The 26,437-nt window shown below is 73.4% G+C and carries 25 protein-coding genes; 11 read left to right on the top strand and 14 right to left on the bottom strand.

Annotation, left to right across the window (positions count from 1 at the left end; translation table 11 throughout):
* Positions 1-231: 231 nt before the first annotated feature.
* Together MRBLMG1_RS28110 and MRBLMG1_RS28105 are read right to left on the bottom strand one after the other, a co-directional pair.
* Positions 232-1,026 carry a barstar family protein gene (locus tag MRBLMG1_RS28110; protein ID WP_367826935.1) on the bottom strand — a complete coding sequence of 265 codons (795 nt, stop codon included), beginning with the start codon at positions 1,024-1,026 and terminating at the stop codon, positions 232-234.
* Between the two features lie 193 nt (positions 1,027-1,219).
* Positions 1,220-1,507 carry a WhiB family transcriptional regulator gene (locus MRBLMG1_RS28105; protein WP_367826934.1) on the bottom strand — a complete coding sequence of 96 codons (288 nt, stop codon included), beginning with the start codon at positions 1,505-1,507 and terminating at the stop codon, positions 1,220-1,222.
* A 279-nt stretch (positions 1,508-1,786) separates the two neighbouring features.
* On the opposite strand from MRBLMG1_RS28105, the gene MRBLMG1_RS28100 reads away from it, so the two are divergent.
* The gene (locus tag MRBLMG1_RS28100) at positions 1,787-2,800 is read left to right on the top strand and encodes a PI-PLC domain-containing protein (protein WP_367826933.1); all 1,014 of its coding nucleotides are present in this window, start codon (positions 1,787-1,789) and stop codon (positions 2,798-2,800) included.
* 224 nt (positions 2,801-3,024) lie between these two features.
* Here the strand turns inward: MRBLMG1_RS28100 and MRBLMG1_RS28095 are convergent, their stop codons facing one another.
* Together MRBLMG1_RS28095 and MRBLMG1_RS28090 are read right to left on the bottom strand one after the other, a co-directional pair.
* Positions 3,025-3,963 carry an SMP-30/gluconolactonase/LRE family protein gene (locus MRBLMG1_RS28095; protein ID WP_367826932.1) on the bottom strand — a complete coding sequence of 313 codons (939 nt, stop codon included), beginning with the start codon at positions 3,961-3,963 and terminating at the stop codon, positions 3,025-3,027.
* Positions 3,964-4,215: 252 nt separating this feature from the next.
* Positions 4,216-5,838, bottom strand: coding sequence for an FAD-binding oxidoreductase (locus tag MRBLMG1_RS28090; RefSeq protein ID WP_367826931.1), 1,623 nt, complete (start codon positions 5,836-5,838; stop codon positions 4,216-4,218).
* A gap of 71 nt (positions 5,839-5,909) precedes the next feature.
* On the opposite strand from MRBLMG1_RS28090, the gene MRBLMG1_RS28085 reads away from it, so the two are divergent.
* The 5 genes from MRBLMG1_RS28085 (at position 5,910) to MRBLMG1_RS28065 (ending at position 13,550) form a co-directional block, all read left to right on the top strand.
* The gene (locus tag MRBLMG1_RS28085) at positions 5,910-6,551 is read left to right on the top strand and encodes a TetR/AcrR family transcriptional regulator (RefSeq protein WP_367826930.1); all 642 of its coding nucleotides are present in this window, start codon (positions 5,910-5,912) and stop codon (positions 6,549-6,551) included.
* Between the two features lie 272 nt (positions 6,552-6,823).
* On the top strand, positions 6,824-8,044 hold the full coding sequence (locus tag MRBLMG1_RS28080; protein ID WP_367826929.1) for a metallophosphoesterase: 1,221 nt from the start codon (positions 6,824-6,826) through the stop codon (positions 8,042-8,044).
* A 29-nt stretch (positions 8,045-8,073) separates the two neighbouring features.
* Positions 8,074-10,491 carry a bifunctional serine/threonine-protein kinase/ABC transporter substrate-binding protein gene (locus tag MRBLMG1_RS28075; RefSeq protein WP_367826928.1) on the top strand — a complete coding sequence of 806 codons (2,418 nt, stop codon included), beginning with the start codon at positions 8,074-8,076 and terminating at the stop codon, positions 10,489-10,491.
* Positions 10,492-10,699: 208 nt separating this feature from the next.
* Positions 10,700-12,199, top strand: coding sequence for a cryptochrome/photolyase family protein (locus tag MRBLMG1_RS28070; RefSeq protein ID WP_367826927.1), 1,500 nt, complete (start codon positions 10,700-10,702; stop codon positions 12,197-12,199).
* 94 nt (positions 12,200-12,293) lie between these two features.
* Positions 12,294-13,550, top strand: a complete 1,257-nt coding sequence (locus MRBLMG1_RS28065) for an NAD(P)/FAD-dependent oxidoreductase (RefSeq protein ID WP_367826926.1) — start codon at positions 12,294-12,296, stop codon at positions 13,548-13,550.
* 71 nt (positions 13,551-13,621) lie between these two features.
* On the opposite strand, the gene MRBLMG1_RS28060 is transcribed toward MRBLMG1_RS28065, so the two are convergent.
* Positions 13,622-14,098, bottom strand: coding sequence for a VanZ family protein (locus MRBLMG1_RS28060; RefSeq protein ID WP_414721661.1), 477 nt, complete (start codon positions 14,096-14,098; stop codon positions 13,622-13,624).
* 364 nt (positions 14,099-14,462) lie between these two features.
* Between MRBLMG1_RS28060 and MRBLMG1_RS28055 the strand changes: the two genes are divergently transcribed.
* Together MRBLMG1_RS28055 and ppk2 are read left to right on the top strand one after the other, a co-directional pair.
* Positions 14,463-15,143 (top strand): DUF4230 domain-containing protein, encoded by a 681-nt coding sequence (locus MRBLMG1_RS28055; protein ID WP_414721660.1) that lies wholly within the window; start codon positions 14,463-14,465, stop codon positions 15,141-15,143.
* 218 nt (positions 15,144-15,361) lie between these two features.
* Complete coding sequence (gene ppk2 / locus MRBLMG1_RS28050; protein WP_367827202.1) at positions 15,362-16,321, top strand: polyphosphate kinase 2; 960 nt, start codon at positions 15,362-15,364, stop codon at positions 16,319-16,321.
* 82 nt (positions 16,322-16,403) lie between these two features.
* Here ppk2 and MRBLMG1_RS28045 read toward each other — a convergent pair whose 3' ends face one another.
* Complete coding sequence (locus MRBLMG1_RS28045) at positions 16,404-17,261, bottom strand: RNA polymerase sigma factor SigF (protein WP_414721659.1); 858 nt, start codon at positions 17,259-17,261, stop codon at positions 16,404-16,406.
* A gap of 167 nt (positions 17,262-17,428) precedes the next feature.
* Here MRBLMG1_RS28045 and MRBLMG1_RS28040 point away from each other — a divergent pair, with 167 nt between their 5' ends.
* The gene (locus MRBLMG1_RS28040) at positions 17,429-17,851 is read left to right on the top strand and encodes an ATP-binding protein (protein ID WP_367826924.1); all 423 of its coding nucleotides are present in this window, start codon (positions 17,429-17,431) and stop codon (positions 17,849-17,851) included.
* Positions 17,852-17,921: 70 nt separating this feature from the next.
* Here the strand turns inward: MRBLMG1_RS28040 and MRBLMG1_RS28035 are convergent, their stop codons facing one another.
* The 4 genes from MRBLMG1_RS28035 to MRBLMG1_RS28020 form a co-directional block, all read right to left on the bottom strand.
* Positions 17,922-18,347: an SsgA family sporulation/cell division regulator gene (locus MRBLMG1_RS28035; protein ID WP_367826923.1), complete on the bottom strand. Its 426-nt coding sequence runs from the start codon at positions 18,345-18,347 to the stop codon at positions 17,922-17,924.
* A gap of 136 nt (positions 18,348-18,483) precedes the next feature.
* Positions 18,484-18,885, bottom strand: coding sequence for an STAS domain-containing protein (locus MRBLMG1_RS28030; RefSeq protein ID WP_367826922.1), 402 nt, complete (start codon positions 18,883-18,885; stop codon positions 18,484-18,486).
* Positions 18,882-19,985 (bottom strand): cobalamin B12-binding domain-containing protein, encoded by a 1,104-nt coding sequence (locus MRBLMG1_RS28025; protein ID WP_367826921.1) that lies wholly within the window; start codon positions 19,983-19,985, stop codon positions 18,882-18,884. Before MRBLMG1_RS28025 ends, MRBLMG1_RS28030 begins: the two co-directional genes overlap by 4 nt.
* Positions 19,982-21,664 (bottom strand): PP2C family protein-serine/threonine phosphatase, encoded by a 1,683-nt coding sequence (locus MRBLMG1_RS28020; RefSeq protein WP_367826920.1) that lies wholly within the window; start codon positions 21,662-21,664, stop codon positions 19,982-19,984. Before MRBLMG1_RS28020 ends, MRBLMG1_RS28025 begins: the two co-directional genes overlap by 4 nt.
* Before the next feature lie 271 nt (positions 21,665-21,935).
* Between MRBLMG1_RS28020 and MRBLMG1_RS28015 the strand changes: the two genes are divergently transcribed.
* Positions 21,936-22,193 carry a WhiB family transcriptional regulator gene (locus tag MRBLMG1_RS28015; protein ID WP_367826919.1) on the top strand — a complete coding sequence of 86 codons (258 nt, stop codon included), beginning with the start codon at positions 21,936-21,938 and terminating at the stop codon, positions 22,191-22,193.
* A gap of 115 nt (positions 22,194-22,308) precedes the next feature.
* On the opposite strand, the gene MRBLMG1_RS28010 is transcribed toward MRBLMG1_RS28015, so the two are convergent.
* Positions 22,309-22,758 (bottom strand): ATP-binding protein, encoded by a 450-nt coding sequence (locus MRBLMG1_RS28010; protein ID WP_367826918.1) that lies wholly within the window; start codon positions 22,756-22,758, stop codon positions 22,309-22,311.
* Positions 22,759-22,868: 110 nt separating this feature from the next.
* Positions 22,869-24,080, bottom strand: coding sequence for a PP2C family protein-serine/threonine phosphatase (locus tag MRBLMG1_RS28005; RefSeq protein WP_367826917.1), 1,212 nt, complete (start codon positions 24,078-24,080; stop codon positions 22,869-22,871).
* Between the two features lie 107 nt (positions 24,081-24,187).
* Between MRBLMG1_RS28005 and MRBLMG1_RS28000 the strand changes: the two genes are divergently transcribed.
* Entirely contained in the window at positions 24,188-24,700 is a 513-nt protein-coding gene (locus MRBLMG1_RS28000; protein WP_367826916.1) for a MarR family winged helix-turn-helix transcriptional regulator, read from the top strand.
* Between the two features lie 118 nt (positions 24,701-24,818).
* Here the strand turns inward: MRBLMG1_RS28000 and MRBLMG1_RS27995 are convergent, their stop codons facing one another.
* Entirely contained in the window at positions 24,819-25,994 is a 1,176-nt protein-coding gene (locus MRBLMG1_RS27995; RefSeq protein ID WP_367826915.1) for a PP2C family protein-serine/threonine phosphatase, read from the bottom strand.
* 64 nt (positions 25,995-26,058) lie between these two features.
* Positions 26,059-26,427 carry an STAS domain-containing protein gene (locus MRBLMG1_RS27990; protein WP_367826914.1) on the bottom strand — a complete coding sequence of 123 codons (369 nt, stop codon included), beginning with the start codon at positions 26,425-26,427 and terminating at the stop codon, positions 26,059-26,061.
* Between the last annotated feature and the right edge of the window lie 10 nt (positions 26,428-26,437).

The following is a 26,437-nucleotide window of genomic DNA, read 5'->3' as shown; positions in this document are numbered from 1 at the left end:
CACACAGCACCGATCCGCCGCCTCCGCGGAACAACGACAGCGGCGAGACGGTCCACATCGCCGCCGAGGAGGAAACCACCTTCTGGGACCGGGCAGCGGTGGAGACGCTGCGGCACTCCGGCGTCCGCTTCGAGGAGCTGTGCGAGCTCACCCACCTGAGCGTTCGCCAGTATCAGCGCCCCGGTGGCGAGGTCATCTCGCTGCTGGTCATCGCTCCCAAGCGACCGGTTGTCACTGAAGGAAGACGCTCACACCCCGTTCCTCGAAGATCTCCAGGAGCAGGTCGAACAGCGCAACCTCACGGTCGCCGACAGGGACGCGCTCCACCAACCGTGCCCGGGCCTCGGCCGAGGACTCCCAGTGCAAGATGAAGGGAGAAGCGGCGCCCCACCCGCCGCAAAGGCAGTCGTCCAGAGCGTCCAGGTTCCAGCCGAAGTATCCGCCGGGTCCGTTGACGGCCTCACCGATCGCACAGTAGAAGCTGTCTTCGTCGACGATGTGCCGGCCGTCCAGGGCGAACACCTGGCCTACCGGGGCATCGGGCTTTCCCTGGCGTTGGTACCCCCGGGACCACAGCGCCACCGACAGCCACGCGTGTCTTTCCTCGGGTGCGAGTTCGTGCCACATGCCGGTGCGGTTCAGTTGACCCGTGCGGACCAGGTCCCACGCTCGTTCCGCTCCGGGAAGGGCGTTCTCGCACCACAGCGTCACCGTGAGGTCGACGAGGCCGGTTCCACGGGCGGAAGGTTCGACGTCGACGACGGTGACCTCGTAGACGGAGTAGGACCCCATGGTGGCACCGTCGCCGTCGAGAAGGGCGAGCCAGGCGTTCCCCGCCGTGGCGCGACGACTACCGACGTGATCGACGCTCTTCAGTAGGCCGCCCTGCGGGAGACAACCTTCGAGGCGCACTCGGCGTGAGCCCTCATCATCCGGCAGAGACGTGAAGAGCCCCTCGGCCTCGTGAGCAAAGCCCCAGAAGTCACTGTCGTCCTCGTCCGATGTCAGCGCGTACTTCTGCCCCACGCCGCCCCGCCCTGATGTTCGCATCGCACCCCCCATGAGAGCGCTGATCTTACCGACGCCCGGCAACTCGCCGGTCAGAAGCATCAGGGAGTACAAGGCGAAGCCGAAAAACGTGCCGTCGGGTCACCTTGCCCCTTCCCGGACGGCCAAGCCGAACCACGATGTGTGGGAGGTACGTCAGGAGCCGGACCGGCTACGCCGCCGACGCGTCGGTTTCCCCGGACGGCTGGCGCTCGCTGACCGTACGACCGCCCCAGACTCCGTACGGCTCGCCCACGCTGACGGCGTGTTGGAGACACCGAGCCTGTACGGGGCATCGGTCGCACACCGCTTTGGCGGTCTCCTCCCGCATCGCCCGGCTCTTGCCGCGCTCGCCCTCCGGGTGGAAGAACACCTCGGTACCCAGGCCGCGGCACGCGGCCGCACTCTGCCAGGCCCACTGGTGCTCCGCCTGACCGGGCAGATGCGAAACCTTCGACATGACAGCCCTCTCCTTCGCTCCGCGCGCCGAACGACTTCACTCACGCGTCTGGCCGGGAAGCCGGGCACGAAACGTGCCGGGGGGCGTGCGCAGCAGGAGCACGTCGCGCATTGCCGGCCATTACGTTCCCGACAGGACCGAATCGGCCGTCGAGCCGTTACGCTCCCTCGCATGCCAATCATGGACATGTCACCTCTGAACGCCCGCCGAGCCGGGGGCCCGCGGTTCGGACCGCGCTCGGTCGGGGCCGGTTCGTCACGGAGTGCGGGACGGCTTTCCGTGGTCCTGCTGCTGCTGGTGAGCCTCCTCGGAATGCCGGCGCTGGCCAGTGCCGCGCCGCTCCCCGCAGCGAGCCGCGGGTCAGCGGTGGCGTCGAACGCGAACGACACGGCCGTGGCTCAGGCCCGGGCACGTTGGGGGGATCGGCGGCTCGACGAGGTCTCCTTCCTCGGTGCCCACAACGCGTTCGCCAACTACGAGGACTCCCGTTGGAGTTCAGTGGCGCAGTCCGAGTCCCTACGCCACCAGCTCGACAACGGAGTGCGCGGCCTCAGCCTGGACACGCATTGGTACGAGCGCAGCACGTGGCTGTGCGTGATCAGCTTCGGCAGCGACTGCTACCCGAGCGACGTCTACCTCTGCCACGGCGAGTGCAAGACCCTCGCCGGGGTGACGTACGCACTGCCCCGACAGTCCCTCCAGGGCAGCATGCAGACCGTGGTGGATTTCCTCGCGGCGAACCCCGAGGAAGTCGTGACGATCTTCCTGGAGGACTACGTCAGCGCGCAGCAGCTCGGCAACTCGCTCGGCCGGGTACGCGGCCTCGACCAGCTGCTCTTCCGGCCTGACGCATGGAACGTGCGCCAGCAGGGGTGGCCGAAAATGACCGACCTCGTCGGCGCCGGGAAGCGCCTGCTGATCTTCAGCGACGCGCCCGACCGTGAATACCTGGGTGTCATGTACGACAGGGCGTGGACCGTCAGCAACTTCTGGAGCCTCGGAGACCTCGGGAACGACGTCTCCTGCGTCAGTCGGTGGTCCGACGTGCCATTGGACCGTCAGGAGCCGGGCTTCCGGAGGCTCTTCACCATGAGCCACCAGCGGAACGTACCCACGGTCATCAACGCCGCCCTCGACAACGGAACCAAGCTGCGCGACCGCATCGACCGGCAGTGCCGCCCGGCGGCCGGAGGTCGCGACCCGAACTTCGTCTCGGTCGACTTCCACCGGGTGTCCGACGGCAGTGGCCACACACCGGCTTCGATCGTCGCGGAACTGAACGCCCGGAACTGAAGCCCTGCGGAACTGAACGCCCGGAACTGAACCCTGTCGGCGCCCCTGCACGGCCCGCCCGTCCGAGCCCGCGGCGGGTGGGCCGCCCTTTCCCCCGCACGCTCGGACGGCCGGCCCCGGAGCGGCCGGCCAGGAGCGAAGAGTCCCTCCGTGAGGAGCTGAGAAGTCCCGTGCCCGCTGCTCGTGGGTCGGCGCGCGGCCGAGAGGCGCCGGATCGTGGGGTTTCAGGGGCGGGTGCCCGTCGGGGGGAAGGCGAGGCCCGTGGGCGTGTTCAGGCCGGTGGCCGGGAGGGTGGTCTGACCACCGCCCGTCTCCTGGACGCGGACGACACGGTTGTTGAAGCCGTCGGCGATGTACAGGCCGCCGCAGCCGTCGAGCGCGAGGCCGAGCGGATCGCTGAGACCGGTGGTGGGGAGGGTGGTCTGGCCGCCGCCCTCCGCGATCTTGACCACGCGGTTGTTGCCGCTGTCGGCGATGTAGAGGTCCCCCGTGGCGCCGAGTGCCAGGCCGGTCGGCTGCGAGAGGCCGAGGGCGGGGATCGTGGACTGGCCGCTCCCGTCTCCGGACACCTTGACGACACGGTCGTTGACGAAGTCGGAGACGTACAGGTTCCCGGCGGCGTCCAGCGCCAGCCCCCAGGGGTGCAGCAGCCCCGTGGTCGGTACGGTCGTCTGGGTACCGCTCGCCACGGACACCTTCACGACCCGGTCGTTGAAGCTGTCGGCGACGTAGAGGTTCCCGGCCCGATCGAGGGCGAGTCCCAGGGGGCGCGACAAGCCGTCGGTGGGGACGGTGGACTGGCCGCCCCCGTGCGCCGCCCTCACGACCACGCGGTTGTTGCCGGTGTCCGACACGTAGAGGCGGCCCGAGGCGTCCCAGACCATGCCCGTCGGCCGGACGAGACCCTCGAAGGGCACGGGTGTCTGGTCGCCGCCTCTCGTGGGCAGGGCGACAACCCGGTTGTTGCCGTAGTCGGACACGTACAGGAGCGCATGCGCGGAGGTCCGGCCGGCCTGCGGCGGGGTCGCGCCCGCCGTCGTCGTGGGCAGCGCGCACAGCGCCGCGAGGCCCACCGCGGCAGCGAGCCGGCGGGCCCACCGGCGCGTGGCACGCCCCTTCGAGGGCACGGACGTCGTTCCGGGCCTGGCCGTCGTACGCACCATGACTCCCCATCGGGTCTGAGCGGCCGGCCCACTGCCGTACCTGCGCCGACCATAGGAAGTGGCGCCGGAAGACACGGGAACCACGCCGCCCGTTCTTCCCCGGGCCACTCCAATGTCCGGGACGGGTGCAGGACGGCGAACCGCGGCGCCGGGTGCCGGCCGCCCGCCCGCCTTCGCGGGGAACCCACCCCGCGAAGGCGAAGCAAGCACACAGGGCACCACGGCCCCACCGCCGTCCCCCACCCGGTCCTGTCAGTCGAGCAGGACGCCGGGGTTCAGGATGCGGCAGGGGTCCAGGGCGTCCTTGGTCGCGCTCAGGGCCAGCGCGAAGGGCTCCGGGCGCTGGAGGTCGTAGCCGGCGCGGTGGTCACGGCCGACGGCGTGGTGGTGCGTGATCGTGGCACGGTGGCGGTGCAGGATCTCGCCGGCGACGGCCTTGATGTCGTCCCAGACCTCGACCTCGTCGCCGGGTCGGCCGGCGACGGCCACGGTGAAGTAGGGGGCGGCCCCGTCGGGGTAGACGTGGGTCAGGCGGCAGTTGACGGTGGCCGGGTGTCCTGTGATCTTCAGTGCGGCGGCGCCTACCCCGGTACGGACGGCGTCGATCAGGGCGGGGATCTTGTCCCAGGTGGCGGCGGTCTCGAAGGTCTCGACGACGGCGCCCATGCGGGCCAGGCCGTCACGCAGGTAGGGCATGCGCAGGAACGCCGAACGCCAGGCGCTCACGGCCGAGCCGGCCGAGCCGGCCGAGCCGGCCGAGGCGTCACGGTCCGCCGGGGGCGTCTCGGCTCGGCCGCCGTGGGCGCGGGCCAGGTCCACCGCGCTCGCGAGGCGGTCGCCGACGGGTCCGGTGGCGGATTCGAAGCCCAGGACCAGGACGGAGGAGCCGTCGCGGGAGGCGCCGGAGAGGAGGGCTTCGCCGGCGTCGAGCAGGCGGCAGTTGGCGGGGGCGAGGTCGGACTGGGCGATGGCGCGCACGGCGTCCAGCGCGCGGTGGAAGTCGGTGAAGGCCACGGACGCGGAGGCTTTGTGGCGGGGGCGTTCCTGCACGCGCATCCATGCCTCGGTGATGACGCCGAGCGCGCCCTCGGATCCGAGGAAGAGCCGGTCGGGCGACGGGCCGGCGCCGGAGGCGGGCAGGCGCCAGGACGTACCGGCTCCGGCGGGTGTGACCACACGCAGGGACTGCACGAAGTCGTCGATGTGGGTGTGGACGGTGGCGTAGTGGCCGCCGGCCCGAGTGGCCAGCCAGCCGCCGAGGGTGGAGAACTCGAAGCTCTGCGGGAAGTGGCGCAGGGTCAGGCCGTGGGGCCGCAGCTGCTCTTCCAGTACGGGGCCGAGGGCTCCTGCCTGGATGTGCGCCGCGCGGCCGGCGGTGTCGATCTCCAGAACGCGGTCCATCGACGTCAGGTCGAGCGACAGCACGGCGCGGTGGGCGTCGCCGCGGTACTCCACGCCGCCGACCACCGAGGAGCCGCCGCCGAAGGGAATGACGGCCACGTCGTGCTCGCCGGCCCAGTCCAGCAGGTCGGCCACCTCTCGGTCGCCGGTGGGGTGGGCGACGAGGTCGGGGATCCGGCCGGGACGGGCGCGAAGGGCCCGGATGACGTCGCGGTAGGCCTTGCCCATGGCGTGGGAGGCGCGCGCCCGCGGGTCGCCGGTGGCCAGGTGCGCGAGGGAGGGCGGGGGCGTCACGGCGGGTGGGGCGATGGGCAGGTCGGCGATACGGGGTATCGGCAGCGGGCGGGCCAGGGTGCCCGGAAGCAGGGCCCCCATCGCGGCGCATTCGGCGTCGTCGGGGTGGGCGTCGGTATAGCCCCAGCCCCACCAGGAACGGGTCCGGGCGGAGCGGGGGACAGAGGGGATCGCAGACATGAGAGTGCTCCCAGTCGGGGTCCGATTGAACTTACCCAGCGGTAAATTACCTTAGGGTAAGATCTGATTCCATGACAACGGTCTCCTCCAAGGCCGGCACCAAGGGCGTGCCGAGAGCCGATCGCGAACAACAGATCCTGGCCGCGGCCACCGAGGAGTTCGGCCGCCATGGCTACGAGGCGACCACCGTGGCCGCCATCGCCGTACGGGTCGGCGTCACCAAGCCGCTGCTGCACCAGTACTTCGGCAGCAAGCAGGGGCTCTACCTCGCCTGCCTCGACCCGATCGGCGACCGACTCCTTGACGCCATCCGCACCGCCATGGCCGGACACGACACCGACGCGCCGCCGACCCCCCTGCGCGTCCTGAACGCCCTCTTCACGGCACTCGACGGGCAGCGCAGGGCCTGGTTCGTCCTCTACGACCCCACACTGCCGCCCGGCAGCGACGCCGCCCAGCGCGCCGCGCGGTACCGCGACGCCATCGACGGCCTCGCCGCGACCGGCACCGCCGAACTCCTGCGCACGGCCGGAACCACCGACCCACTGGACGCCGACGCCCTCACATACGCCTGGCGCGGCCTGTGCACCGCTCTGGTCCGCTGGTGGATCGAGCACCCCGACCAGTCGCCGCAGGCCATGACCCGGCGCTGCATCCGGCTCACCGAGGCCGCCCACACCATCTTCGCCGCCGGCGACGACGACGACACGTGAGCCAGACCGTCGCCCGCCCTTCCCCAGGTCACAGCCTTCCGGTTGTGGCCGCAGGGTAGCGACGACCTGCGCAGCGGGTCGCCCGGTCCCCCACGACGGACAATGGGCATTCCAAGAGACTCCGGCAGGCAAGGCCGGAGCAGAATCAGGGCGTGGGCGGCGGCTCGTGTCGAGGCCACCAGCGGATGGCCGGCACGACGAACGTGTGCCGCCGCCGTCACCCGGCTCCGCAGCTCGCACGGTCCGCCGGACAGCACTTCAGGAGGGGAAGCGTGACAGAGATCAGCAACACCCGATCCGCCGCCCAGGAGGCGCAAGGGGCGTCACGGAGCCGATTGCGGCGCCTGATGCGCTACCTCCCCTTGATCGCCCCCCTCCTGCTGTGGGCCGTGCCGTGCTGGGTCCTCCTGCACACCGGTCAGCGCTGGCCGCTCCCCGTCACGCTGACCGGCACCGCGCTCTTCGCCCTGGGCCTGACCGGAATGCCGCTCGCGATGGCACGCGGCCACGGTCGGCGCCAGCGGGACCGGGCGGCGATCGTCGGTGACACGCTGCTGGGCGGCATCTGGGTCCTGTTCACCTGGTCTGTTCTGCTCGGTGTCCCGCTGCGGATCGTCCTGACCGTGGCCGGTGTCGGTGACGGACAGGGCCGGGCGCGCATCGCCACCTGGACCGTCCTCTGCGTGGCCGCCGGATTGCTCGCATGGGGGTACGGCGAGGCCCGACGCGTGCCGCGCGTGCGCCGGCTCGATGTGCCGCTCCCGCGTCTGGGGGCCGGGCTGGACGGCACCCGAGTCGTTCTGATCACCGACACCCACTACGGTCCGCTCGACCGCGCCCGCTGGTCGGCGCGGGTCTGCGAGAAGGTCAACGGCCTGGAAGCCGATCTGGTGTGCCACACCGGTGACATCGCGGACGGCACGGCCGAACGGCGCCGCGCCCAGGCCGCTCCCCTGGGCACCGTGCGGGCGACGCGGGCCCGGGTCTACGTCACCGGCAACCACGAGTACTACAGCGAGGCTCAGGGCTGGGTCGACCTGATGGACGAGCTCGGCTGGGAGCCGCTGCGCAACCGGCATCTGCTGCTCGAACGCGGCGGTGACACCCTCGTGGTCGCAGGTGTCGACGACGTCACCGCCGAGTCCTCCGGACTGGCGGGTCACCGCGCCCACCTCGCCGGAGCCCTCCAGGGCGCCGATCCAGACCTGCCCGTCCTCCTGCTCGCTCACCAGCCCAAGTTCGTCGACCGGGCGGCGGCCCACGGAATCGACCTCCAGCTCTCCGGCCACACCCACGGCGGCCAGATCTGGCCCTTCCACCACTTGGTCCGCCTCGACCAGCCCACCGTCGCCGGCCTCAGCCACCACGGCGCTCGCACCCTCCTCTACACCAGCCGCGGCACCGGCTTCTGGGGCCCGCCCTTCCGTGTCTTCGCCCCCAGCGAGATCACCTTGCTCGTGCTCCGCTCCCCGGAACGGTCCACCTCGCCGTAACAGGTCGTTTCAGGACCTAGAGTGTGCGCGTGACGGAGGAGAACCACGAACTCATCGCCGGCCGGTACCAATTGGTCGAACGTATCGGCCAAGGCGGCATGGGCCGGGTCTGGCGTGGTCGTGACCAGCAGCTCTTCGGACGTGAAGTCGCCGTCAAGGAAATCCTCTTCCCGCCGGGCATGGACGACGACGCCCGTGAGGCGCTGCTCCGGCGCTTCACGGGCGAGGCGCGCGCGGCAGTCACTCTCAGCCATCCTGGGGTCATCACCGTCCATGACGTCGTGGAGCATCACGGCGCCCCGGTCATCGTCATGGAGCTGGTCCGCGGCCAGTCCCTGGCCGCTGCGATCCGCAGCCGTGGCCGACTGCCCGTAGGGCGTGTGGCCGAGATCGGCGCCGCCGTCCTCGACGCGCTGACCGCGGCGCACGAGGCGCGGATCGTCCACCGCGACATCAAGCCGGACAACGTGCTCCTGGCCAAGGACCGTGTCGTCCTGACCGACTTCGGCATCGCCCACCTCGCGGACGCCACGACCAAGCTGAGCCACAGCGGGATCGTCATCGGCACGCCGCAGTACATGCCGCCGGAGCAGCTGGACGGCAAGCGCCCGACCCCGGCCAACGACCTGTGGGCGCTCGGCGCCACCCTGTACCACGCCGTCGAGGGGCACCCCCCGTTCGAGGCGGAGGGTCTCCACGCCCTCGCCGTGGCCGTGTTCACCCGCCCGCACCGGCCGCCGGTCCACGCCGGCCCGCTCGCCCCCGTGCTGGACGCCCTCCTCACCAAGGACCCGGCACGACGCGTGGGCGCCGCGGAAGCGGCTGAGATGCTCAGGGGCGTACTGATGTCCGCCCCGCCCCGCCCCGACGCGCCTCACGGTCCCGGCCCCGCACGGGAACCCGAACCGGACAGCCGACGGGTTCCCGCCCCCGATCCGACGGCGGCTCCGGCACCGGACGCGGCGGTGGAGCCCTCCTCCGCCCCGACGATGCCGCAGCAGGCTCCCTCGTCGGCACCGTCCGCGGCGACCCCCACGGTCCCGGACTCCTCCGGGGCCGACGCGGGCTCCGCGCGCCACCCCGTGCCGGACCGGCCGACGGACCCGCCGGTCGTCGTGACCTCTGACGAGCAGCGGGGGACACTCGGCGCGACAGCCCGGTCGGAGCAGGCAGACGGGGTGTCCGCACGAGGGCGGGGACTCACCCGGCGCTCCGCGGTCCTGGCCACGGCACTCGCCGTGCTCGCCACGGGATCCTTCCTGACCTGGTCCCTCACCCGCGACGACGACGCGCAGAGCGGCGGCCGGACGGGGGGCGGCGGGCCGGCGGCGGCGTCCGTCACGGTGAGGATCGGGGTGGCCGCGCCCCTCAGCGGCGGACTCTCCTCGATGGGCGTCGGTGTCAGGAACTCCGCCGAACTGGCGGTCAGGACCGCCAACGACACCGGTCACGTCCCCGGTGTGACCTTCGAGATCACGGCCGTGGACGACGAAGCCGACCCCGCCAAGGGCGCGGCCAACGCCGCCCGGCTCGTGTCCGACGCCAAGCTGGTGGGGGTGGTCGGCCCGCTCAACTCCGGCGTCGCCCGCACCCTGGTGCCGGCGCTGTCTCGCGCGGGCGTCGTCAACGTGTCACCGGGCAACACCGACCCGGCCCTGACGCTGGGCCCCGACTGGGCGTCGGGCACCCGCGTCCGTCCGTACCCCACCTACTTCCGGACGATCGGCACGGACGTCGACCAGGGGCCGTTCGCCGCCCGGTACCTGCACGGGGCCGGGAAGACCAGGCTCTACGTCGTCGACGACGCGAGCAGCCACGGCACCGCCCTCACCGCCGGCCTCACGGCCGAGTGGAAGAAGCTCGGGGGGACCGTCGTCGGCACCGAGCAGGTGGATCCCGCGGAACGCTCCTTCGCGGGCCTCGCCGACAGGGTGCGGTCCTCGGGCGCCGAGGCCGTCTACTTCGGCGGCTACTACGACACCGCGGCACCGTTGTCCCAGCAGCTCAAGCAGGCCGGAGTGGCCATCCCACTGATGGGCGGCGACGGCGTCTTCGACCAGCAGTACCTCACGGCGAACCCCCGGGCCGACGGCGACCTCGCGACCCAGATCGGCGCCCCCGCTACGGAGTCGGCGGCGGGACGCGACTTCCTGACCCGCTACGGCGAAGCGGGCTACTCCCAGCCACCCGGCTGGTACGGCCCCTACGCCTATGACGCGACCTGGGCCCTCATCGAAGCGGTGAAGGCCGTCGCGAAGGCGGAGGGCGGCACACTCGCCGACGGCGTCCGGGCGGAACTGCCGCGAGCCGTCGAGCGGCTGGCCTTCGACGGCGTCACCGGCCGCGTCGCCTTCGACGGCGGCGACCCCGTCAACCGCCGACTGACGGTGTACCGGGTGGACGGCGGAAGCTGGCAGGCCAGGACGACCGGGCCTTCCACTCCTTGACGGGGTTCCCCTCGGCTACCGCCACCGAGCGGTCGCAGGTCGCCGAGGCGCGTTCCTGACGAAGAGGGCGCCGAGGACCAGGGGCACTGGTGCATCCGGCGGGCGCGCTCGGGGTGAAGAGGGAAGACGGGGCGTGCGGGATCGGGCAGTCGTCGTCGGGGCCTGCCCGGGCGTCGTCGGGGACGGCCTGGAGAGGGACGGGTGAGGCATGACGGAGACGCACTGGCTCTTCGGGGCCCAGCTGGGGCCTGCCTTCCTGGCGCCGGGCGAGGAGGGCCCCGCCCGTGGCGCCCCCGTGGTGATGATCGAGGCCCGCTCCGTCTTCCGTCGCCGGCGCTTCCACAGGGCGAAGGCCCACCTCGTCCTGTCGGCCATGCGGCACCGCGCCGCCGAGCTCGGCGACCGGGTGACGTACGTGCGGGCGGACACCTACCGGGAGGGGCTGCGGCGTGCCGTCGGACGCGGCCGGGTGACGGTGCACCACCCCACCTCCCGGGCGGCGCTGCGCCTGGTCCGCTCGCTCGGCGATGTCACGGTGCTGCCGCCGCGCGGGTTCCTCGTCGGTCCGGACGAGTTCGCGGCCTGGGCGAAGGGGCGGCGCACCCTCCGCATGGAGGACTTCTACCGGCGGGTCCGCCGCGACCACGACCTCCTGATGGAGGGGGACGGGCCGACCGGAGGCGTGTGGAACCTCGACCGCGAGAACCGCGTGCCACCGCCGCGGGGAGCGCGCTCGCTGGGCGCGCCGGCGCCGTACCGGCCCCGGGAGGACGACATCGACGAGGAGGTCCGGCACGACCTGGACCGCTGGGAAAGGGACGGGGACGTCTCCTTCGTCGGCCGGGACGGTCCCCGGGCGTTCCCGGCGGACCGTCGTCAGGCGCTCGCCGCGCTACGGCGCTTCCTGGACCACAGGCTCGCCGGGTTCGGCGCGCACGAGGACGCGATGCTGGCCGGCGACGGCGTCATGAGCCACAGTCTGCTGTCGACGTCACTGAACCTGGGACTCCTCGACCCGGCGGAGTGCGTGGAGGGGGCGGAGGCCGTCTGGCGAGCGGGCGCGGCGCCGCTCCGGTCCGTGGAGGGCTTCGTCCGGCAGATCGCCGGCTGGCGCGAGTACGTCTGGCACCTGTACTGGCACTTCGGCGAGGAGTACCGGACGAGCAACGTCCTCGGGCACACCGGGGCCGTCCCCGGCTGGTGGGAGGAGCTGGACGCGGACGCCGTGTCGGCCCGGTGCGTGGCGACGGCCCTGCGCGAGGTCAGGGACACGGCCTGGACCCATCACATCCCGCGCCTGATGGTCCTCGGCAGCTACGCGCTCCAGCGCGGCTGGGACCCGGCGGCCGTGACCGACTGGTTCCACCGCAGCTTCGCCGACGGCTACGACTGGGTGATGCTGCCCAATGTCGTCGGCATGTCCCAGTACGCCGACGGCGGCCGGATGACGAGCAAGCCGTACACCTCCGGCGGCGCCTACATCGACCGCATGAGCGACCTGTGCGGGCCGTGCCCCTACCGCCCCGACCGGCGGGTCGGCGAGGACGCCTGCCCGTTCACGACCGGATACTGGGCCTTCCTCCACCGGCACCGCGACCGGCTCGGCCGCAACCCCCGCACGTCCCGGCCGGTGGCGGGGCTCGACCGGCTGCGGGACCTGCCCGCCCTCCTGGAACAGGAGCGGAAGCGGGGCGCCGGCCCGCCCTGACGGCCCCGCGCCGCCCGCCCGCCCCTACGGGTGGGCGAGGCAGGGCCACGGCACGCGGGCGGGGGCGACCTCGCGGACACGGAGAGAGGACGGCATGAAGAGGACGACGGACGACACACGGTACGACGCGGTGGTCGTCGGAGCGGGGGCCGCCGGCCTCGCCTGCGCCGCCGACCTGTGCGCGGCGGGCCTGCGGGTGCTGCTCCTGGAGGCGGGTGACGCGGTGGGCGGACGGATGCGCACCGACCGGGTGGCGGGCTTCACCGTGGACCGCGGCTTCCAGGTCTTCAACACCTCGTATCCGCAGGTGAAGCGGCGCGTGCGGCTGAGGCCCCTGAGGCTGCGGCCGTTCACGCCGGGGGTGCTCGTGCACACCGAGCGCGGGCCGCGCCGGTTCACGGATCCGAGCCGCCGCCCGGGCGAGGCCCGGGACCTGCTGCCGGGGCGGCTCGCGTCCGGCCGCGACCTGCTCGCGCTCTCCGTCCTGTCGGCGCGGGACGCGCTGGCACCGGCGTCCGTGCTGCGGCGCGGCGCCGACGGGACCACGCGCGAGGCGCTGGCCGCGGCGGGCGTGTCGCCGCGGCTCGTGGAGACGTTCTTCCGGCCGTTCCTCTCCGGTGTGTTCCTGGAGGACCGGCTGGAGACCTCGGCGCGCTTCTTCCACCTGGTGTGGCGGAGCATGCTGCGCGGCACCCTGTGCCTTCCGGCCGAGGGGATCGGCGCCGTGCCCGCCCAGCTCGCCGCGCGGCTGCCGCCGGACGTGCCGCGCACCGGAACCGTGGTGTCCGCGCTGGGGCCGGATGGCGTGGTCCTCGCGGACGGGCGCGAGCTGCGGTCCCGCGCGGTCGTCGTCGCCACCGGGCAGCGGGTCGCGGCGGAGCTGCTGCCGGGACTTCCCGTCCCGGCCGGCCGGACCGTGACCACGCTGTACCACGCGGCCGACCGGCCTCCCCTGGACGAGCCCGTGCTGGTCGTCGACTCCGCGCGCAGGTTCCTCAACACCTGCGTCCTCACCGCCGTCCAGCCGGGGTTCTCCGCCGACGGCCGGGCGCTGGTGTCCACGTCGGTGCTCGGCTCTCCGGGACCGTCGGACACGGCGGCGGTGCTCGCGGCCCTGGGCGAGGTGTACGGCGCGGACACGGGCGGCTGGGAGCCCGTCCACCGCGTCACGGTCCCGGACGCGCTGCCGGCGATGCCGGGCCCGATGCCGCTCTCCCGGTCCGTGCGGTGGGCACCCGGTCGGTACGTGTGCGGGGACCACCGGGCGACCGGTTCGGTCCAGGGCGCGCTGGCCTCGGGCGCGCGGGCCGCCCGCGCGGTCCTGGACGACCTACGGGCGGACGCGGTCTGAGGCCCCCTCGGGCGAGGCACCGGCGGGTATCCCCTAGGCCGGTCCTGCGCCGGAGCCCGCCGTCCCGGCTGTCATGCCGAGGTACGGGCCGGGCGTCGGCGCTGCCACCAGCGGGGGCGGGTGCGGGGGTGCACGGCGCGGCCCAGGCGCCGGCCGACGGTCACGTAGCCGAGCAGCGCTCCCGTCGTGTTGAGGAGGACGTCGTCGATGTCGAAGGCGCGGCCCGTGACGAGCGCCCCCTGCACCAGCTCCACGAGCAGCATGGTGGCCGCGGTGAGGAGCGCGACGCGGAGGAAGCCGCGGGCCTTGCGGGCCAGCAGCGGCAGCAGGATCCCGAAGGGGACGCCGAGGAGGATGTTGCCGCCGAGCTGCTTGACGGTGTCCACGAACGCGGGCCGGCCGAGGTAGGCCTCGATCGAGCGCCCGGGCGTCAGGTTGTTGTGGGTGAGGGGCACGGAGGCCGGCGAGGCCTCCAGCGTCAGCCGGGCCAGGACCACGGCGAACGCCACCATGCCCGCGAGGGCCGTGAGGGCGACGAGCGCCCGCACGAACGGACCCGGGCCGCGCCGGACCGGGACAGCGGCCCGGGGCGCCGCGGTGACCGGCTCCTTCCGCTCCGGGCTCCCGCCGGCCGGCGCCGCTCCGCCCGCACCCCCCGCGTCTCCCCCGCCGCCTCCGTCCCCTCCGGCGGGCGCACCGCCCCGTCTCTTCGTCGCTCTCCGACCGAACATGAGCCGTCTCCTCCCCTTGGTGTCCGCGTCCCAACGGATCCCGCGTACCCCCGCCGGGGGGCCGCATGCCCTGCGGCCCCGCGGGGCGCCCACTTCCGGACCGCCTCTCCCTCGCGCCCCAACAGACCCTATTTCGGACCGAGTTAGGTGTGGGAGCGGCGGACTCGGGCATCCGGGCCGCATGGGAGAAGAGACCGAGACCAGACCCGCGCCGGCCCGCCGTTCGTGGAAGCGCCCCGGAGGGAGGTGGCCCCTCGCCGCCGTCGTCCTGCTCGTGCTCGCCGTCGCCCTCATGCTGATCGGCCAGTTCCTCCGGATCCCCGGCATGGACGTCTTCGGGACGGACGTGAAGGACCGCTCCGGCCCCGCCGTCCTGAAGTCCGTCCAGGACCTGAGCCGGTACGAGGGGGCGGCGGGGACCTACCAGGTGGTGGTCGACCTGGAGCACGACGCGCGGTTCCTGCCGGACGCGATCCGCGGCACCCGCACCCTGTACGTGGCGATCGGCAGCGTCGCCTCCTACGTCGAGTTCGGCGGCCTCGGGGACGACGCCGTCACCGTCGACGCCGACCGGACCGACGCCACCCTCCGGCTGCCGCACGCCCGGCTGGCCGACCCGGCGCTCGATCCGGAGCGCTCGTACGCCGTGTCCAAGCAGCGCGGTCTGCTCGACCGGATCGGCGACCTGTTCTCGGACAACCCCTCGAGCGAGCAGGCCGTCCACGTCCTCGCCGCCCGGCGCATCGGCGACGCGGCCCGGGAGTCCGACCTGACGTCCCGGGCGGAGCGGAACACCGCCGCGATGCTGCGGGAACTGCTGCGGGGCCTCGGCTTCGAGCGGGTGACCGTGACCTTCGTCTGAACGGGATCAGCCGGGCCGGAGGGCGTTCCGCGGGGCGGGCGCCCTCCGGCCCGACTGCGCCGTACGGGTGACGCGTCAGTCGTGACGCTCGTGTCGGCCCGCCGACGGGGCAAGGGGCCCCTATGAGCACTCACGACGACGACCGGGACGGCCCCGGCCCCGGCGCCCCGAACCCCAAAGACGCCCCGGACGCCAACGACGCACCAAGGAGCCGACACATGAGCGACGCCGTCGACCCCGCCGACGACCTGCTGGCCGGGCTGAGAGTGGACACCAGCCAGCCGGAGCAGCCCGTCCTGCTGGACGCGCAGGGGGGACCCATCCGGACCTGGCGCGAGAACTACCCCTACGACCGGAAGGTCCGCCGCCGGGAGTACGAACGGACCAAGCGGGTCCTGCAGATCGAGCTGCTGAAGCTGCAGCGCTGGGTCAAGGAGACGGGGGCCCGGCTGGTAGTGATCTGCGAGGGGCGGGACGCCGCGGGCAAGGGCGGCACGATCCAGCGCTTCACGGAGCGGCTGAACCCCCGTGGGGCGCGGATCGTCGCCCTGGACAAGCCGACCGAGCGGGAGGCCGGACAGTGGTACTTCCAGCGGTACGTCCCGCACCTGCCGGCGCGCGGCGAGATCGTGTTCTTCGACCGTTCCTGGCACAACCGCGCGGGTGTCGAGAAGGTCATGGGCTTCTGCACGGAGGAGCAGCACGCGCTCTTCCTCCGGCAGTGCCCGGCCTTCGAGTCGATGCTGGTCGAGGACGGCACCATCCTGGTCAAGTTCTGGTTCTCGGTCTCCCGCGCGGAGCAGCGCACCCGGTTCGCGATCCGGCAGGTGGACCCGGTACGCCAGTGGAAGCTGTCGCCGACGGATCTGGCCTCGCTGGACCTGTGGGACGCGTACACCGCCGCGAAGATCGAGATGTTCCGCGCGACCGACACCGCCGACGCGCCGTGGACGGTCGTCAAGAGCAACGACAAGCGCCGGGGGCGGCTGGAGGCGATGCGCTATCTGCTGTGGCGGATCGACTACGCCAGCAAGGACGCCGAGGCCGTGGGCCTGCCCGATCCCCTGATCGTGGGCGCCGCCGACACCCTCCTGGAAGCGGGAGAGGAGCCGTCGGCGCTCTCCCCCACGCCGTTGGCCGGCCCTCCGGTGGGCCGGGGCCAGCACCCGCCCGCATGACTGCGGCTCCAGGGTTCCCGCACCGGACGCGTGTCGGTGCGGGAGCCCTGGAGCCGTAGTCGTGCGGGCCGGCCGGCCGGGATCAGCCGACGCCGGTGCCCAGCAGGCCCTCGCGCAGGCGCTTCACGGTGCGCGCGAGCAGCCGCGAGACGTGCATCTGCGAGCAGCCCAGCTGCTCACCGATCTGAGCCTGGGTCAGTTCCTCGACGAACCGCAGGTGGATGATCCGGCGGTCCCGCTCGTCGAGGTCGGCGATGAGCGGGGACAGCGAGTGGAAGTCCTCCACCAGCGCCATGGCGGGGTCCTCGCTGCCGATGAAGTCGGCCAGCGAGGCGTCGCCGTCCTCGTCCTCGCCGCCGAGGGCGGCGTCCAGCGACGAGGAGTTGTAGCCGTTGGAGGCCAGCCGCGCCTCGGTGACCTCCTCCTCGGTGAGGCTCATCAGCTCGGCCAGCTCACGGACCGTCGGCGTCCGCCCCAGGCGCGAGCTCAGTTCCTCGGTCGCCTTGGCCAGTTCCACCCGCGCCTCCTGGAGCCGGCGGGGTACGTGCACCGCCCAGGAGGTGTCCCGGAAGAACCGCTTGATCTCGCCGACGATGTAGGGGACGGCGAAGGTGGTGAACTCGACCTCCCGCGACAGCTCGAACCGGTCGATCGCCTTGATCAAGCCGATCATGCCGACCTGGACGATGTCCTCCATCTCGTCGGCGCGGTGGCGGAAACGCCCGGCCGCGTAGCGGACCAGGCTCATGTTCATCTCGATGAGGGTGTTGCGCGCGTACTGGTACTCGTGCGTCCCCTCCTCCAGCGTCGCGAGCTCCTGGAAGAAGACCTTCGACAGGGCCCTCGCGTCCTTGGGCGCGACCGCCAACGTGTCCGGGATCTGCGGCAGCGTCCCCGCTCCGGACTGGACTCCCGTGGTCGACATCGTGGTGACCGTCACACCGTTCCCCTTTCACGTGTACTGCTCGTATCGCGTGACCCTGAGGCTGGTCGCCTACCCGGTCTTCTCACATCCACACCCATCGACTCCTCATGTGTTTTCTATCGGTTCCCTTCTCCCGGTCGAGGGGCAGACGGAACCTCGAACCGGTCGTACGAAGGAGAGTCATGACACGGGATCACTCGATGAGGGCCATCGGCTGGGCGCGGTCGCTGCCGATAGGCAGCAGCGTGAAGACGGCCCGGGACTGGACGCGCGAGCACCTGGCGACGCTCGGCTGGGACCGTACCGCCCCCGGCGTGGCGGACTCCGTCGTGCTGACGGTCTCCGAACTCGTCACCAACGCCCATGTGCACGCCCGCAGCGACGCGCAGCTGATCCTCACCTGGGACGAGGAGTGCCTGCACGTCACCGTGCACGACGCCTCGCCGCAGGTGCCCGAGCAGCGCAGCCCGGACGACGGCGCGCTGGGCGGGCGCGGAATGCTCCTGGTCGACGCGCTCGCCGACGACGTGCTGACCCGCCCCTGTCCGCGGGGCAAGGACGTGACGGCCTGTTTCCGCCCGGCCGCCCCCGGCCGTCCCGGCTGAGGGAGCCACTCCACGGGCCCCTTGCGCGGACGGGTGTCCGTCCCCGTACGGCGTTCCGGCGCACCGCACTTCAGCGCCCCAGGGACGCGAGCAGCGGTCCCCAGTCGTGGTGGCGTTCCTCCGTGCCCAGCGGCACCAGGACGAAGGTGTCGCGCACGAAACGGCCGAGTGCCTCCTGCTCGCACCTGACGACGGCGCGCTGCCCCACCGGCCCGAGCCGCAGGAGGAGTCCGCCGTCGGGGGCGGGACGGAGCCGGACCTCGCCCTCGCCGGTGGGCTGGAGCGATCCGGCGAGGATCATCTCGCGGTCGACGCGCCACACCACCGGGTCCTCGCCGAGGAGGTGGAAGGCGATGCTCAGGGCGTGCGGGTCGCGGGAGTCGTAGCCGACGGTGGTGTCGATCCGGACCGCCGCGTCCGAGGTGAGCAGTTCCATGGCCATGGGCTGGGTGAGGACGCGCGGTGCGGGGAGCGGGGCGACGGGGTGCTGGGGCATGGGGTCCTCCGGCTGAGGGGCTGTCAGCGAGCGGGTGCGGTGTCCGCTTGACCCGTCCCGTCCCTGCTACACCTCGTGCCGCCGTGACGGATGTGCCGATGGTGTCACGATGTGGTGAAGGTCGTGAAAGGGGCCGTCAGGGGCCGGCGGGACGAGGGCTCTCCGCCGCGCCGCTCGGGGTGTCGCCGTCGGGCCCGGCGGTCTCGGACCGGCCCGTCAGGTGCTCGTACGTGCCGGTGAGGAGGAGCAGCCGGTCAAGGAAGGGCGGTCTGCGGTCGAGGTGCAGCGGGACGCCCGCGGCCTCGGCGAGCCGGTGGAGGGCCAACAGGGCGGAGAGGCCCGTCGAGTCGCACAGGGTGACTCCGGCGCAGTCCACGCGGAGGCCCGCCGGGGCGGTCGCCGGGTCGAGGTGGGCCCGGGTCGCGTCCAGCAGCTCGTCGGCGCCGTCCCAGGCCAGGTCGCCGACGAGCGTCACGTACAGGATCCTGTCGGGCGCGGCGACGGCCTTGACTTCGAAGGTGTGGTCGGGGGTGTTCACGAGTGGGGTCCCGGGGCGGGCGGGGCGGGTACGCGGAGGAGGGCGCGGCGCCCGGCGGCGAGGTGCGCCCGCGCGCGGGAGAAGTCGTGCTGGGCGTCGGCGAGCAGGTCGAGGGCGGCGATCAGGGCATCGCCCGGGACGCCGCGAGCCCGGAGGATTTCGGCGGTCCAGGTGACGAAGCCGGTGAAGAGCTCGGCGTCGTCGGCGTAGAGGGACGCGCCGAGGAAGTCGACGATGTGGGCGATGTCCTCGGCGGTCCGCTCCCGCTGCCGGTCGGTGTACGAGGCCATCGCCGGGACCGCGTCCTCGAGGCCCTGGAGGACCTGCCGGACGAGTTGGGTCCGGGCGCGCGTGACCAGGGTGTACTCCTGGTCGGCGAGATGGGGCAGGTCGCGGGCTGCGGCGGGCCGGGCCGTGCCCCGCGGCGGGAAGGCGGCAAGGAGACGGGCGGCGGCCCGGGCGTCCGGCGCCCACCCGTCGGCGCCGAGCAGGCGGGCGTAGCGGCCGTCGGGGCCGAAGGCGGCGCCTCCGACGAGGACGGGGAGCCCGATGGCCTGGACGGCGGTGACGGCGGCGTGGGCCGTCGGGAGCCGGACCGGCAGCGAGGACGAGAGGGCGACGACGTCCGTGCCGGTCTGGTGCAGGTGGGCGATGAGGTGCGGGGTGGGGACGTGCGCCCCGAGGTAGTCGACGAGGAAGCCCCGGCCGCGCAGGACCTCGGCGAGGAGGCGGGCGGGCAGGGCGTGCCACTCGCCGTCGACGCAGGCGACGGTGACGCGCCGGGGCGCCTCCCCGGTCTCCGGTCGGGGACGGGTCCCGTCCGCCGTGCGGTGGGCGAGGGCGGCGACGACGCGGTCCTGGATGGCCGTGGCGGCGTGCTCCTGGGCGACCCCGATGCGGCCGGCGGCCCATTCCGCGCCGACCCTGGCCTGGGCGGGGCCGATCACGTCGAGGAGGAGGTCCTCGGCCGGGACCCCGGCGTCGTGGGCGCCGAGGACGGCGGCGGTGGCCGCCGGTTCGTCCCTCGCCTCCAGGGCCGCCCACAGCTGCCGGCGGGCGGCGGCGAGGTCGGTGGTCGAGGTGGTGGTCTGCGTGCTCATGCGGTGTACCTGCCCCGGGTGTGGCCGTTCACCGCGGACAGGTGGGTGGTGTGCGGCGCGGTGATGGCGACGACCGCCATGTCGTCGTGCGGACCGCGGCCCACCCAGTCCCCGGCGATCATCTGCACGCGCTCGACGACGGCCTCGGCCGGGAGTCCCACGCACTCGGCGAGCGCGGAGCGCAGCCGGTCCTCGCCGAACATGGCCGAGCCGAGCGGCCCGCCGCGGGCCTCCGTGATCCCGTCCGTGTAGAGCACGCAGGTCTCGCCGGGCGACAGGTCCACGGTCGCCGACCGACTGGTGACGACGGGGAGGGCGCCCACCAGGGTCCCGCCGGTGTCCGCCTCCTCCACCTCTCCCGTGGCGCGCAGGAGGAGCGGGCGGGGGTGGCCGGCGCTGGTGAGCCGGAGCCGCACCCGGCCGCCCGTGCGCCGCACCGAGGCCAGGACCAGGGTGGCGAAGCGGGTGTGCCGGGCGGTCAGCAGGGCGCCGTTGAGCAGCCGCAGGACGTCCTGGTGGTCTCCGGCGAGGGGCAGCAGGGCGTGCAAGGTGCTGCGGATCCGGCCCGTGAGCACGGCGGCGTCCAGCCCCTTGCCGCACACGTCGCCGAGGACGGCGAGCGTCTCCTGGCCGTCGTCGGTGCAGGGGTGCACGTCGTAGAAGTCGCCGCCGATCCGCTCGGTGTCCTGGGAGGTGCGGTAGCCGCCGGCGAAGTCGACCCCGCCGACGTGGTGGAGCCGGGGCGGGAGGAGTTCGGCGATCAGCGCGCGCGTGATGCGGGCCTGCTCCGCGTAGAGGCACGCGGCCGACAGGGCGGCGCCGGCGCGGGCGGCGAACAGCCGGGCGAAGAGCTCCTCCGAGGCGTCGAAGGCCCGCCGTCCGCCGCGCCGCAGCAGGATCAGGGCGCCCGCGGGCACGCCGTGGCCGGGCAGCGGGGTGATGGCGACGGACCCGGGGGTCCCGCCGAAGCCCTCGGGCACGGCCCAGGGCGGCAGTTCGGCCGGGTCGATCCAGCGGGCGGGCACCGGGGGGAAACCCTGCAGTGCCTCGGCGAGACCAGGCACGCCGGTCGGATCCAGGGTGAGCTGGGTCCGCTCGAACCCCCCGTCGATGGCGGTGACCACCGTGTAGCGGTTCCGCACGGGCGGGGAGATCACGAGGGCCGCGTCGCCGAGGTGGGCGGCGGCGAGCAGGGCCGCCTTCTCCAGGCAGCGGTCGGGGTTGAGCGAGGCCAGCAGCTGGGTGGACGCCTCGGCCAGGATCGCGTGGCGCTCCCGTTCGGTGCGCAGGGCGTCCTGCGCGGCCGTCAGGTCGGAGTCGTCGACCAGCCACCAGGCCACGTCGCCGTGGCCGGACTCGCTGGGGTGGGCCCTCAGGAGCCGGCCGGCGTGGCTGCCGCGCAGCGGGGCGGGTCCCGCCCGCGCCGGAGTCGCGGCGGCGGGTGTGCGGGCCGGGTGGGCCAGTCGCCGGTGGGCGTCGGCGAGCCATCCCGGGACGACCTCGTCCAGCCACTTGCCGACCCCCATCCGCGGGAAGAGGTCGGCCGCGGCGGCGTTGAACTCCACGACGCCGCCCTGGCGGTCGGCCACCACCGCCGGATGCGGCGACCCGAGCCACGAGGTGCTCCCCGCTCCCGTGCTCTCCCGGGAGCGGCCGGACTTGTCCTCGAAAACAGTCATAAGCGTGGCCCGCGCGTAGTGGCCCGCCCCCTTCCCACTCGACGACAGCTCGTCCGTCCACCATTCCGCAGTGGGCGCCGCACATCAAGTGAACCCCCCTCTTCCGGTACGCACCCCTCTCTTCCCCGCACTATCCCCACGATTCCGACACAGGCGCTTCACCCGGGGGCCCGGTGGCGTCCCGGAGCGGTCCCGCCGGGGTTTCACGGACGGACGAACGGTCAGGCGAACGGGGAGAGACGCATCCCTACTCATGTGCCAGGAGGCTCACATGGACGGCTGGCGTGCGGACGCGGTCTGCCAGGAGGTCGACCCCGATCTGTTCTTCCCGGTGGGGACCGGCTCCCCCGCCCTCGCCCAGGAGGAGGAGGCCAAGAGGGTCTGCCGGGGCTGCCCGGTACGCGAGCCGTGCCTGCGCTCGGCCCTGGCGCAGCCGCACCCGCCGTCGGGAGTGTGGGGCGGCCTGACCGAGGCCGAGCGGCATGCGCTGGAACGCCGGGCCCGCCGCAAGGCGAACGGCCGCCGGTGACCGGCCGCCGGATCACGGCCCCCGGCGTTCCCGGAGGGCCGTGGTGCGCCCGGCGGGCCGGTGAGGTGCCGGTGCGTCAGCGCGCTCGCCGGTCGGGCGGGTTCGTCGTGTGGGCCTACTGCGGCAGGAGGGAGAGGCGGGCGCGGACCCGCTTCCCCTCCGGGGCGGGCTCCACGGTGAGGCTCTCGCAGACGGCGACGACGATCTCGACGCCGTGCTGACCGATGCGGCGGGGGTCGTGTCCGCGGGGCACGGGGGCGGCGGCCTCCTGGTCGAAGACCGAGATCTCCAGGACGTCGCGGCCGAGTTCCAGGAGGAGCCAGCAGGGGCCGGACGTGTGCCGGATCGCGTTGGTGACCAGTTCGCTGACCACCAGCTGCGCGAGCTCGACGCGCTCCTGGCCGACCGGTCCGGGCAGCACGGTCGGGGCGGCCGCGAGGAACTCGGCCGTGAAGGCGCGGGCGGAGGCGATCGCCCCGCCGCGGGCGGCGGCGTCGTCGTAGACGGCACCCGCGGACAGCAGAGGCTCCGGGACCGCGCGCTCTGCGGTCATCGCGTCCGTCATGGCGCTGGTGCTCCCCTCGTCCTGGGTCGGCGGCTGGGCTCCTCGTACCCGCCTTTCCCCTCTTCATGATTTCCACACCGCCCGCAACGCGGATCACCGCCGACAGCGCGTCAAGGGGACGCCGGCGCGGTCGGCGTGGGCCCCCCGTACCGTCCCTGGCCCGGGGTCCCCGCCTCGTGGCCGCGCCAGTCGAGACAGAGTACGAGGACGGCGTCCGGCGCGCCACGGGGTGTCCCGCGCACCGCCCGTACGACGGCCCGGGGGACGTCCGCGCCCTTCCGGCGGCGTGCCCGGGTGAGGGCGCGGGCGACGGGACCGTCCGGCGCCTCGTGCCCGTGGCCGGCCGTCGGCTCTCCGGTGCCGTGGGCCACGAAGACGAGCCGGTCGCCGCGCAGGAGGCGCAGGCGCTGGGGGGCGTAGACGGTGTCCTCGAACATGCCCAGCGGCAGTTGGCGGTCCAGTTCGATGCGCTCGGTCACGGTGGAGCGGACGCGCCAGAGCGTCGGCGACCCGGCGTCCACCACCTCGGCCTCGCCGGTGGTCAGGTCGAGCCGGAGCAGCAGGGCGGAGAGGGGGTGCTCGCCGCGGTACTGCCCGTAGAGCGCCTGGTCGGTGAGGCTGGCCTGGGTCACCAGGTCGAGCCCGGCCCGCCGGGCGTTGCGGATCGCCGTCAGGGCGAGGGTGCTCGCCAGGGCGGCCGGGGTGCCGGGGCCGGCGCCGTCGGCGACGACGATCACGAGGTCCCGCTCGGTGGCGCTCCAGTCCAGGAGGTGCCCTCCGGAGGTGTAGGCGGGCTCCCAGTGGGCGTGCAGGTCGAAGGCCGGTCCGGCGCAGGCCCGGCCCGGCAGGGTGTCCCACTGCATCTCCCCCGCGACGCTGAGGGCGTGCGTCCTGCGGGTGCGGCGGTACAGGTCGGTGTGCCGGTCGGCGACGCGCAGGGCGTGCCCGAGGGTCTCGGCGACCCGGGCGAGGCTCGCGGGGGTCTCCGGGGTGGCCCGGTCCGCGGGCAGGACGACGACCAGGACGCCGAAACGGTCGCCGCGGACCGTGACGGGCAGGTAAACGGTCGCCGTGGGCCCGACATCACGGAAAAGATATGGTTGCTGGGTGCGGAAGACGCGGCCGGCGGGGCCCGCGTCCACGGGCGCGATCGGCATCCCGCCAGGTGTCTGGACGGGCTCCACGGGGCGCAGGGTCGTGAATCCGTAGTCGACGAGCAGCAGGTCGGCGGAGGTCGCGGCGTACAGGTGGGCGAGACTGGTACGGAGGGAGTCCAGCAGGAGGTGCGGTGCCGCCCCGCGCAGTGCGCCTTCCACTGTCACGTGTCGATCCACCGGATCCGTACCGCCTTCTGGAGAGATGTGGAGATGACCGGTCCGTCGCAAGGCCGCTGTCCCCGGCCCGGGACGTCCGAGGAGGGTCGGCAGGCATGAACGGCAACCCCGCCCCGCCGCCGCGGGAACCGCAGCGGACGGCCGAGTCCGCCCGGGAGCTCATCGAGCTGCTGGAGGTGCTGTGGGAGCGCGGCCGGGACATGGTGTCGTCGACACCCGTCTCGGCGAGTCAGCTGCGCGTGCTGTACAGCCTGGACCGCGAGGAGGGCATCAGCCTGCGCACCCTGGGCGAGCTGCTCGGCTCCGCCCCGCCCTCGGTGAGCCGCATGTGCGACCGGCTGGAGGCGCTGGGATTCGTGCAGCGGCTGCCCAGCCCCGTGAGCCGTCGGCAGCTGGAGCTGCACCTGACCGTGCACGGCAAGGCGTACCTGCGGGACCTCAGGGGCCAGCGCGAGGAGGCCCTGCTCGCGGTCATCGCGGACATGTCGCCGACGAGCCGCAAGGCGCTGCTGCGGGGGCTCACCGGGTTCCACGAAGCCGTGGGAGGGAGTGGAGCGGCCGCCTCGTCACCCGCACGCACGCCGCTGAAGGACGTCAGTTCGGCCTGATCCCCGCGCGACGCCGGCTCCGGCCGGGCGCACACCCCATGTCCTCATTGCCACCTCTGGTCGTCCTTGACGGCGTTCTTCCGGGCACCCGCCAGGTGTTGCCCCAAGGATACAGTTGTCACACGGCAACTGTTGCCACGGTGCCGTGCCAGTCGAGGCAGACGACCAGGGCGTCGTCCTCCAGCGGACTGCCGCCGTGGTGGACGGCGAGCTCCCGGAGCACCGCCTGCGGCACGTGCGTGGGCGGCAGCAGCCGCGTCCCCCTCAGCGCGCGGGCCAGCGCCCGGTCCCCGTAGCTCTCCCCCGCGGGCGAGACGGCCGCGTACACGCCGTCGCTGCCGAACAGCAGCCGGTCGCCCGGACGCACCGCGAACCGCTCGGGCACGTACACGGTGTCCTCGAACATGCCGAGGGGCAGCTGCGCCTCGAAGCCGACGGACTCCACCGCCTGCCCCCGCTGCCGCCACAGCCGGGGCGATCCGGCGTCCACGGCCTCCACCTCGCCCGTGGCCAGGTCGAAGCAGAGCAGCAGCACCGACACGAAGGCCTCGCCCCGGTACTGGGCGTACACGGCCTGGTCCGCCAGCGCGGCCTGGTCCGCCAGCGGGAGGCCGGCCCGGCGGGCGTTGCGGAGCGCGTTGATCGCGAGGTTCGTCAGCAGGGCGGCCTCGATGCCCTCTCCCATGCCGTTGGTGACCGTCAGGGTCAGCCGGCCGTCCGAGACCGACCAGTCGTAGTTGTCGCCGAAGATGGCGTAGGCGGGCTCCAGATGGGCGGCGAGGGCGAACTCGGGACGGGCGCAGGAACGGCCGGGCAGCAGCTGCCACTGCATCTCCGCCGCGAGCGTGAGCCGCGTCGCACGCCGCGCCAGGACGTACAGGTCCGTGTCGCGCTCCGCCACCAGGATCTCGTGGCCGAGCGCCTCGCAGACCTGGGCGAGCCCCGGCAGCAGCGGCCTGAGGTCGGCCTCCGGGGGCAGCTCGGCCGTCAGCACCCCCAGCCGGTCCCCGCGGACGGTGACGGGCAGGTGGAGCCGGAGCGCCCCGGGCTCCCGGACGACGTGCGGCTCCTGGGCGCCGAAGGCGCGCCCCTGCGGGCTGTCGTGGATCGGCACCGACGCATCCGCCCCCGAGACGTGGCCGACGAGCTGGAGCGTCCGCAAACCGTAGTCGGCCAGGCGGAGTTCCACCCGCAGCACCCCGCAGTGCTCCCTGAGGGCGTCCTCGACGACCCCCACGAGCCGGTGCGGAGCCGCCCGGCGGAGCGCATGCTCGATCTCGGCGATCTCGTGCACGGTCTTCCTCTTCCTCTTCCTCTTCCCTGCCCGGTCCCGTGCACGGGACCGGGCCGCCGGTCCGCTATCTCGCGCCGCCGGCCGCGGCCAGCGCGTCCGCCACGCCGTCGTGCGGCGGGATCGTCGTCGTCACGCCGGTGATCTCCAGGATGCGGCGCACGGCCGGGGTCGGCGCGGCGAGATACAGGTCGCCGCCGGTCTCCCGCGCCCTGTTGACCGCCCTGATCAGGACGTTCAGCCCCGAGGAGTCCATGAAGTCGAGGGCGGACAGCTCCAGCACGAGACGGCGCCGCCCCTGGCCGAACTGTTCCGTCAGGCGGTCCTCGAGCCGGGCGGCCGTCTCCATGTCCAGCTCACCCGCCACGGTCAGCACGGCCGTGCGGTCGTCGCGGATCTCGACGTCGACTTCCAGGATCGGTTCTCGCTCGGGCATGTTCCCTGCT

Origin of the sequence: Streptomyces sp. LMG1-1-1.1, assembly GCF_040815545.1 — a bacterium.
Classification (GTDB): Bacteria; Actinomycetota; Actinomycetes; order Streptomycetales; family Streptomycetaceae; genus Streptomyces.
The sequence above is the reverse complement of the archived record's forward strand: the minus strand, read 5'-3'. Positions and strand labels throughout refer to the sequence as shown.

What these genes read in the sequence shown, in the direction of transcription:
- MRBLMG1_RS28070 (WP_367826927.1), top strand. Translation starts at nt 10,700, where the DNA reads ATGACGGAGACGCACTGGCTCTTCGGGGCCCAGCTGGGGCCTGCCTTC.
- MRBLMG1_RS28065 (WP_367826926.1), top strand. Translation starts at nt 12,294, where the DNA reads ATGAAGAGGACGACGGACGACACACGGTACGACGCGGTGGTCGTCGGA.
- MRBLMG1_RS27990 (WP_367826914.1), bottom strand. Translation starts at nt 26,427, where the DNA reads ATGCCCGAGCGAGAACCGATCCTGGAAGTCGACGTCGAGATCCGCGAC.
- MRBLMG1_RS28090 (WP_367826931.1), bottom strand. Translation starts at nt 5,838, where the DNA reads ATGTCTGCGATCCCCTCTGTCCCCCGCTCCGCCCGGACCCGTTCCTGG.
- MRBLMG1_RS28040 (WP_367826924.1), top strand. Translation starts at nt 17,429, where the DNA reads ATGACACGGGATCACTCGATGAGGGCCATCGGCTGGGCGCGGTCGCTG.
- MRBLMG1_RS28000 (WP_367826916.1), top strand. Translation starts at nt 24,188, where the DNA reads ATGAACGGCAACCCCGCCCCGCCGCCGCGGGAACCGCAGCGGACGGCC.
- MRBLMG1_RS28010 (WP_367826918.1), bottom strand. Translation starts at nt 22,758, where the DNA reads ATGACGGACGCGATGACCGCAGAGCGCGCGGTCCCGGAGCCTCTGCTG.
- MRBLMG1_RS28095 (WP_367826932.1), bottom strand. Translation starts at nt 3,963, where the DNA reads ATGGTGCGTACGACGGCCAGGCCCGGAACGACGTCCGTGCCCTCGAAG.
- MRBLMG1_RS28025 (WP_367826921.1), bottom strand. Translation starts at nt 19,985, where the DNA reads ATGAGCACGCAGACCACCACCTCGACCACCGACCTCGCCGCCGCCCGC.
- MRBLMG1_RS28085 (WP_367826930.1), top strand. Translation starts at nt 5,910, where the DNA reads ATGACAACGGTCTCCTCCAAGGCCGGCACCAAGGGCGTGCCGAGAGCC.
- MRBLMG1_RS28020 (WP_367826920.1), bottom strand. Translation starts at nt 21,664, where the DNA reads ATGACTGTTTTCGAGGACAAGTCCGGCCGCTCCCGGGAGAGCACGGGA.
- MRBLMG1_RS28035 (WP_367826923.1), bottom strand. Translation starts at nt 18,347, where the DNA reads ATGCCCCAGCACCCCGTCGCCCCGCTCCCCGCACCGCGCGTCCTCACC.
- ppk2 (WP_367827202.1), top strand. Translation starts at nt 15,362, where the DNA reads ATGAGCGACGCCGTCGACCCCGCCGACGACCTGCTGGCCGGGCTGAGA.
- MRBLMG1_RS28055 (WP_414721660.1), top strand. Translation starts at nt 14,463, where the DNA reads ATGGGAGAAGAGACCGAGACCAGACCCGCGCCGGCCCGCCGTTCGTGG.
- MRBLMG1_RS28105 (WP_367826934.1), bottom strand. Translation starts at nt 1,507, where the DNA reads ATGTCGAAGGTTTCGCATCTGCCCGGTCAGGCGGAGCACCAGTGGGCC.
- MRBLMG1_RS28015 (WP_367826919.1), top strand. Translation starts at nt 21,936, where the DNA reads ATGGACGGCTGGCGTGCGGACGCGGTCTGCCAGGAGGTCGACCCCGAT.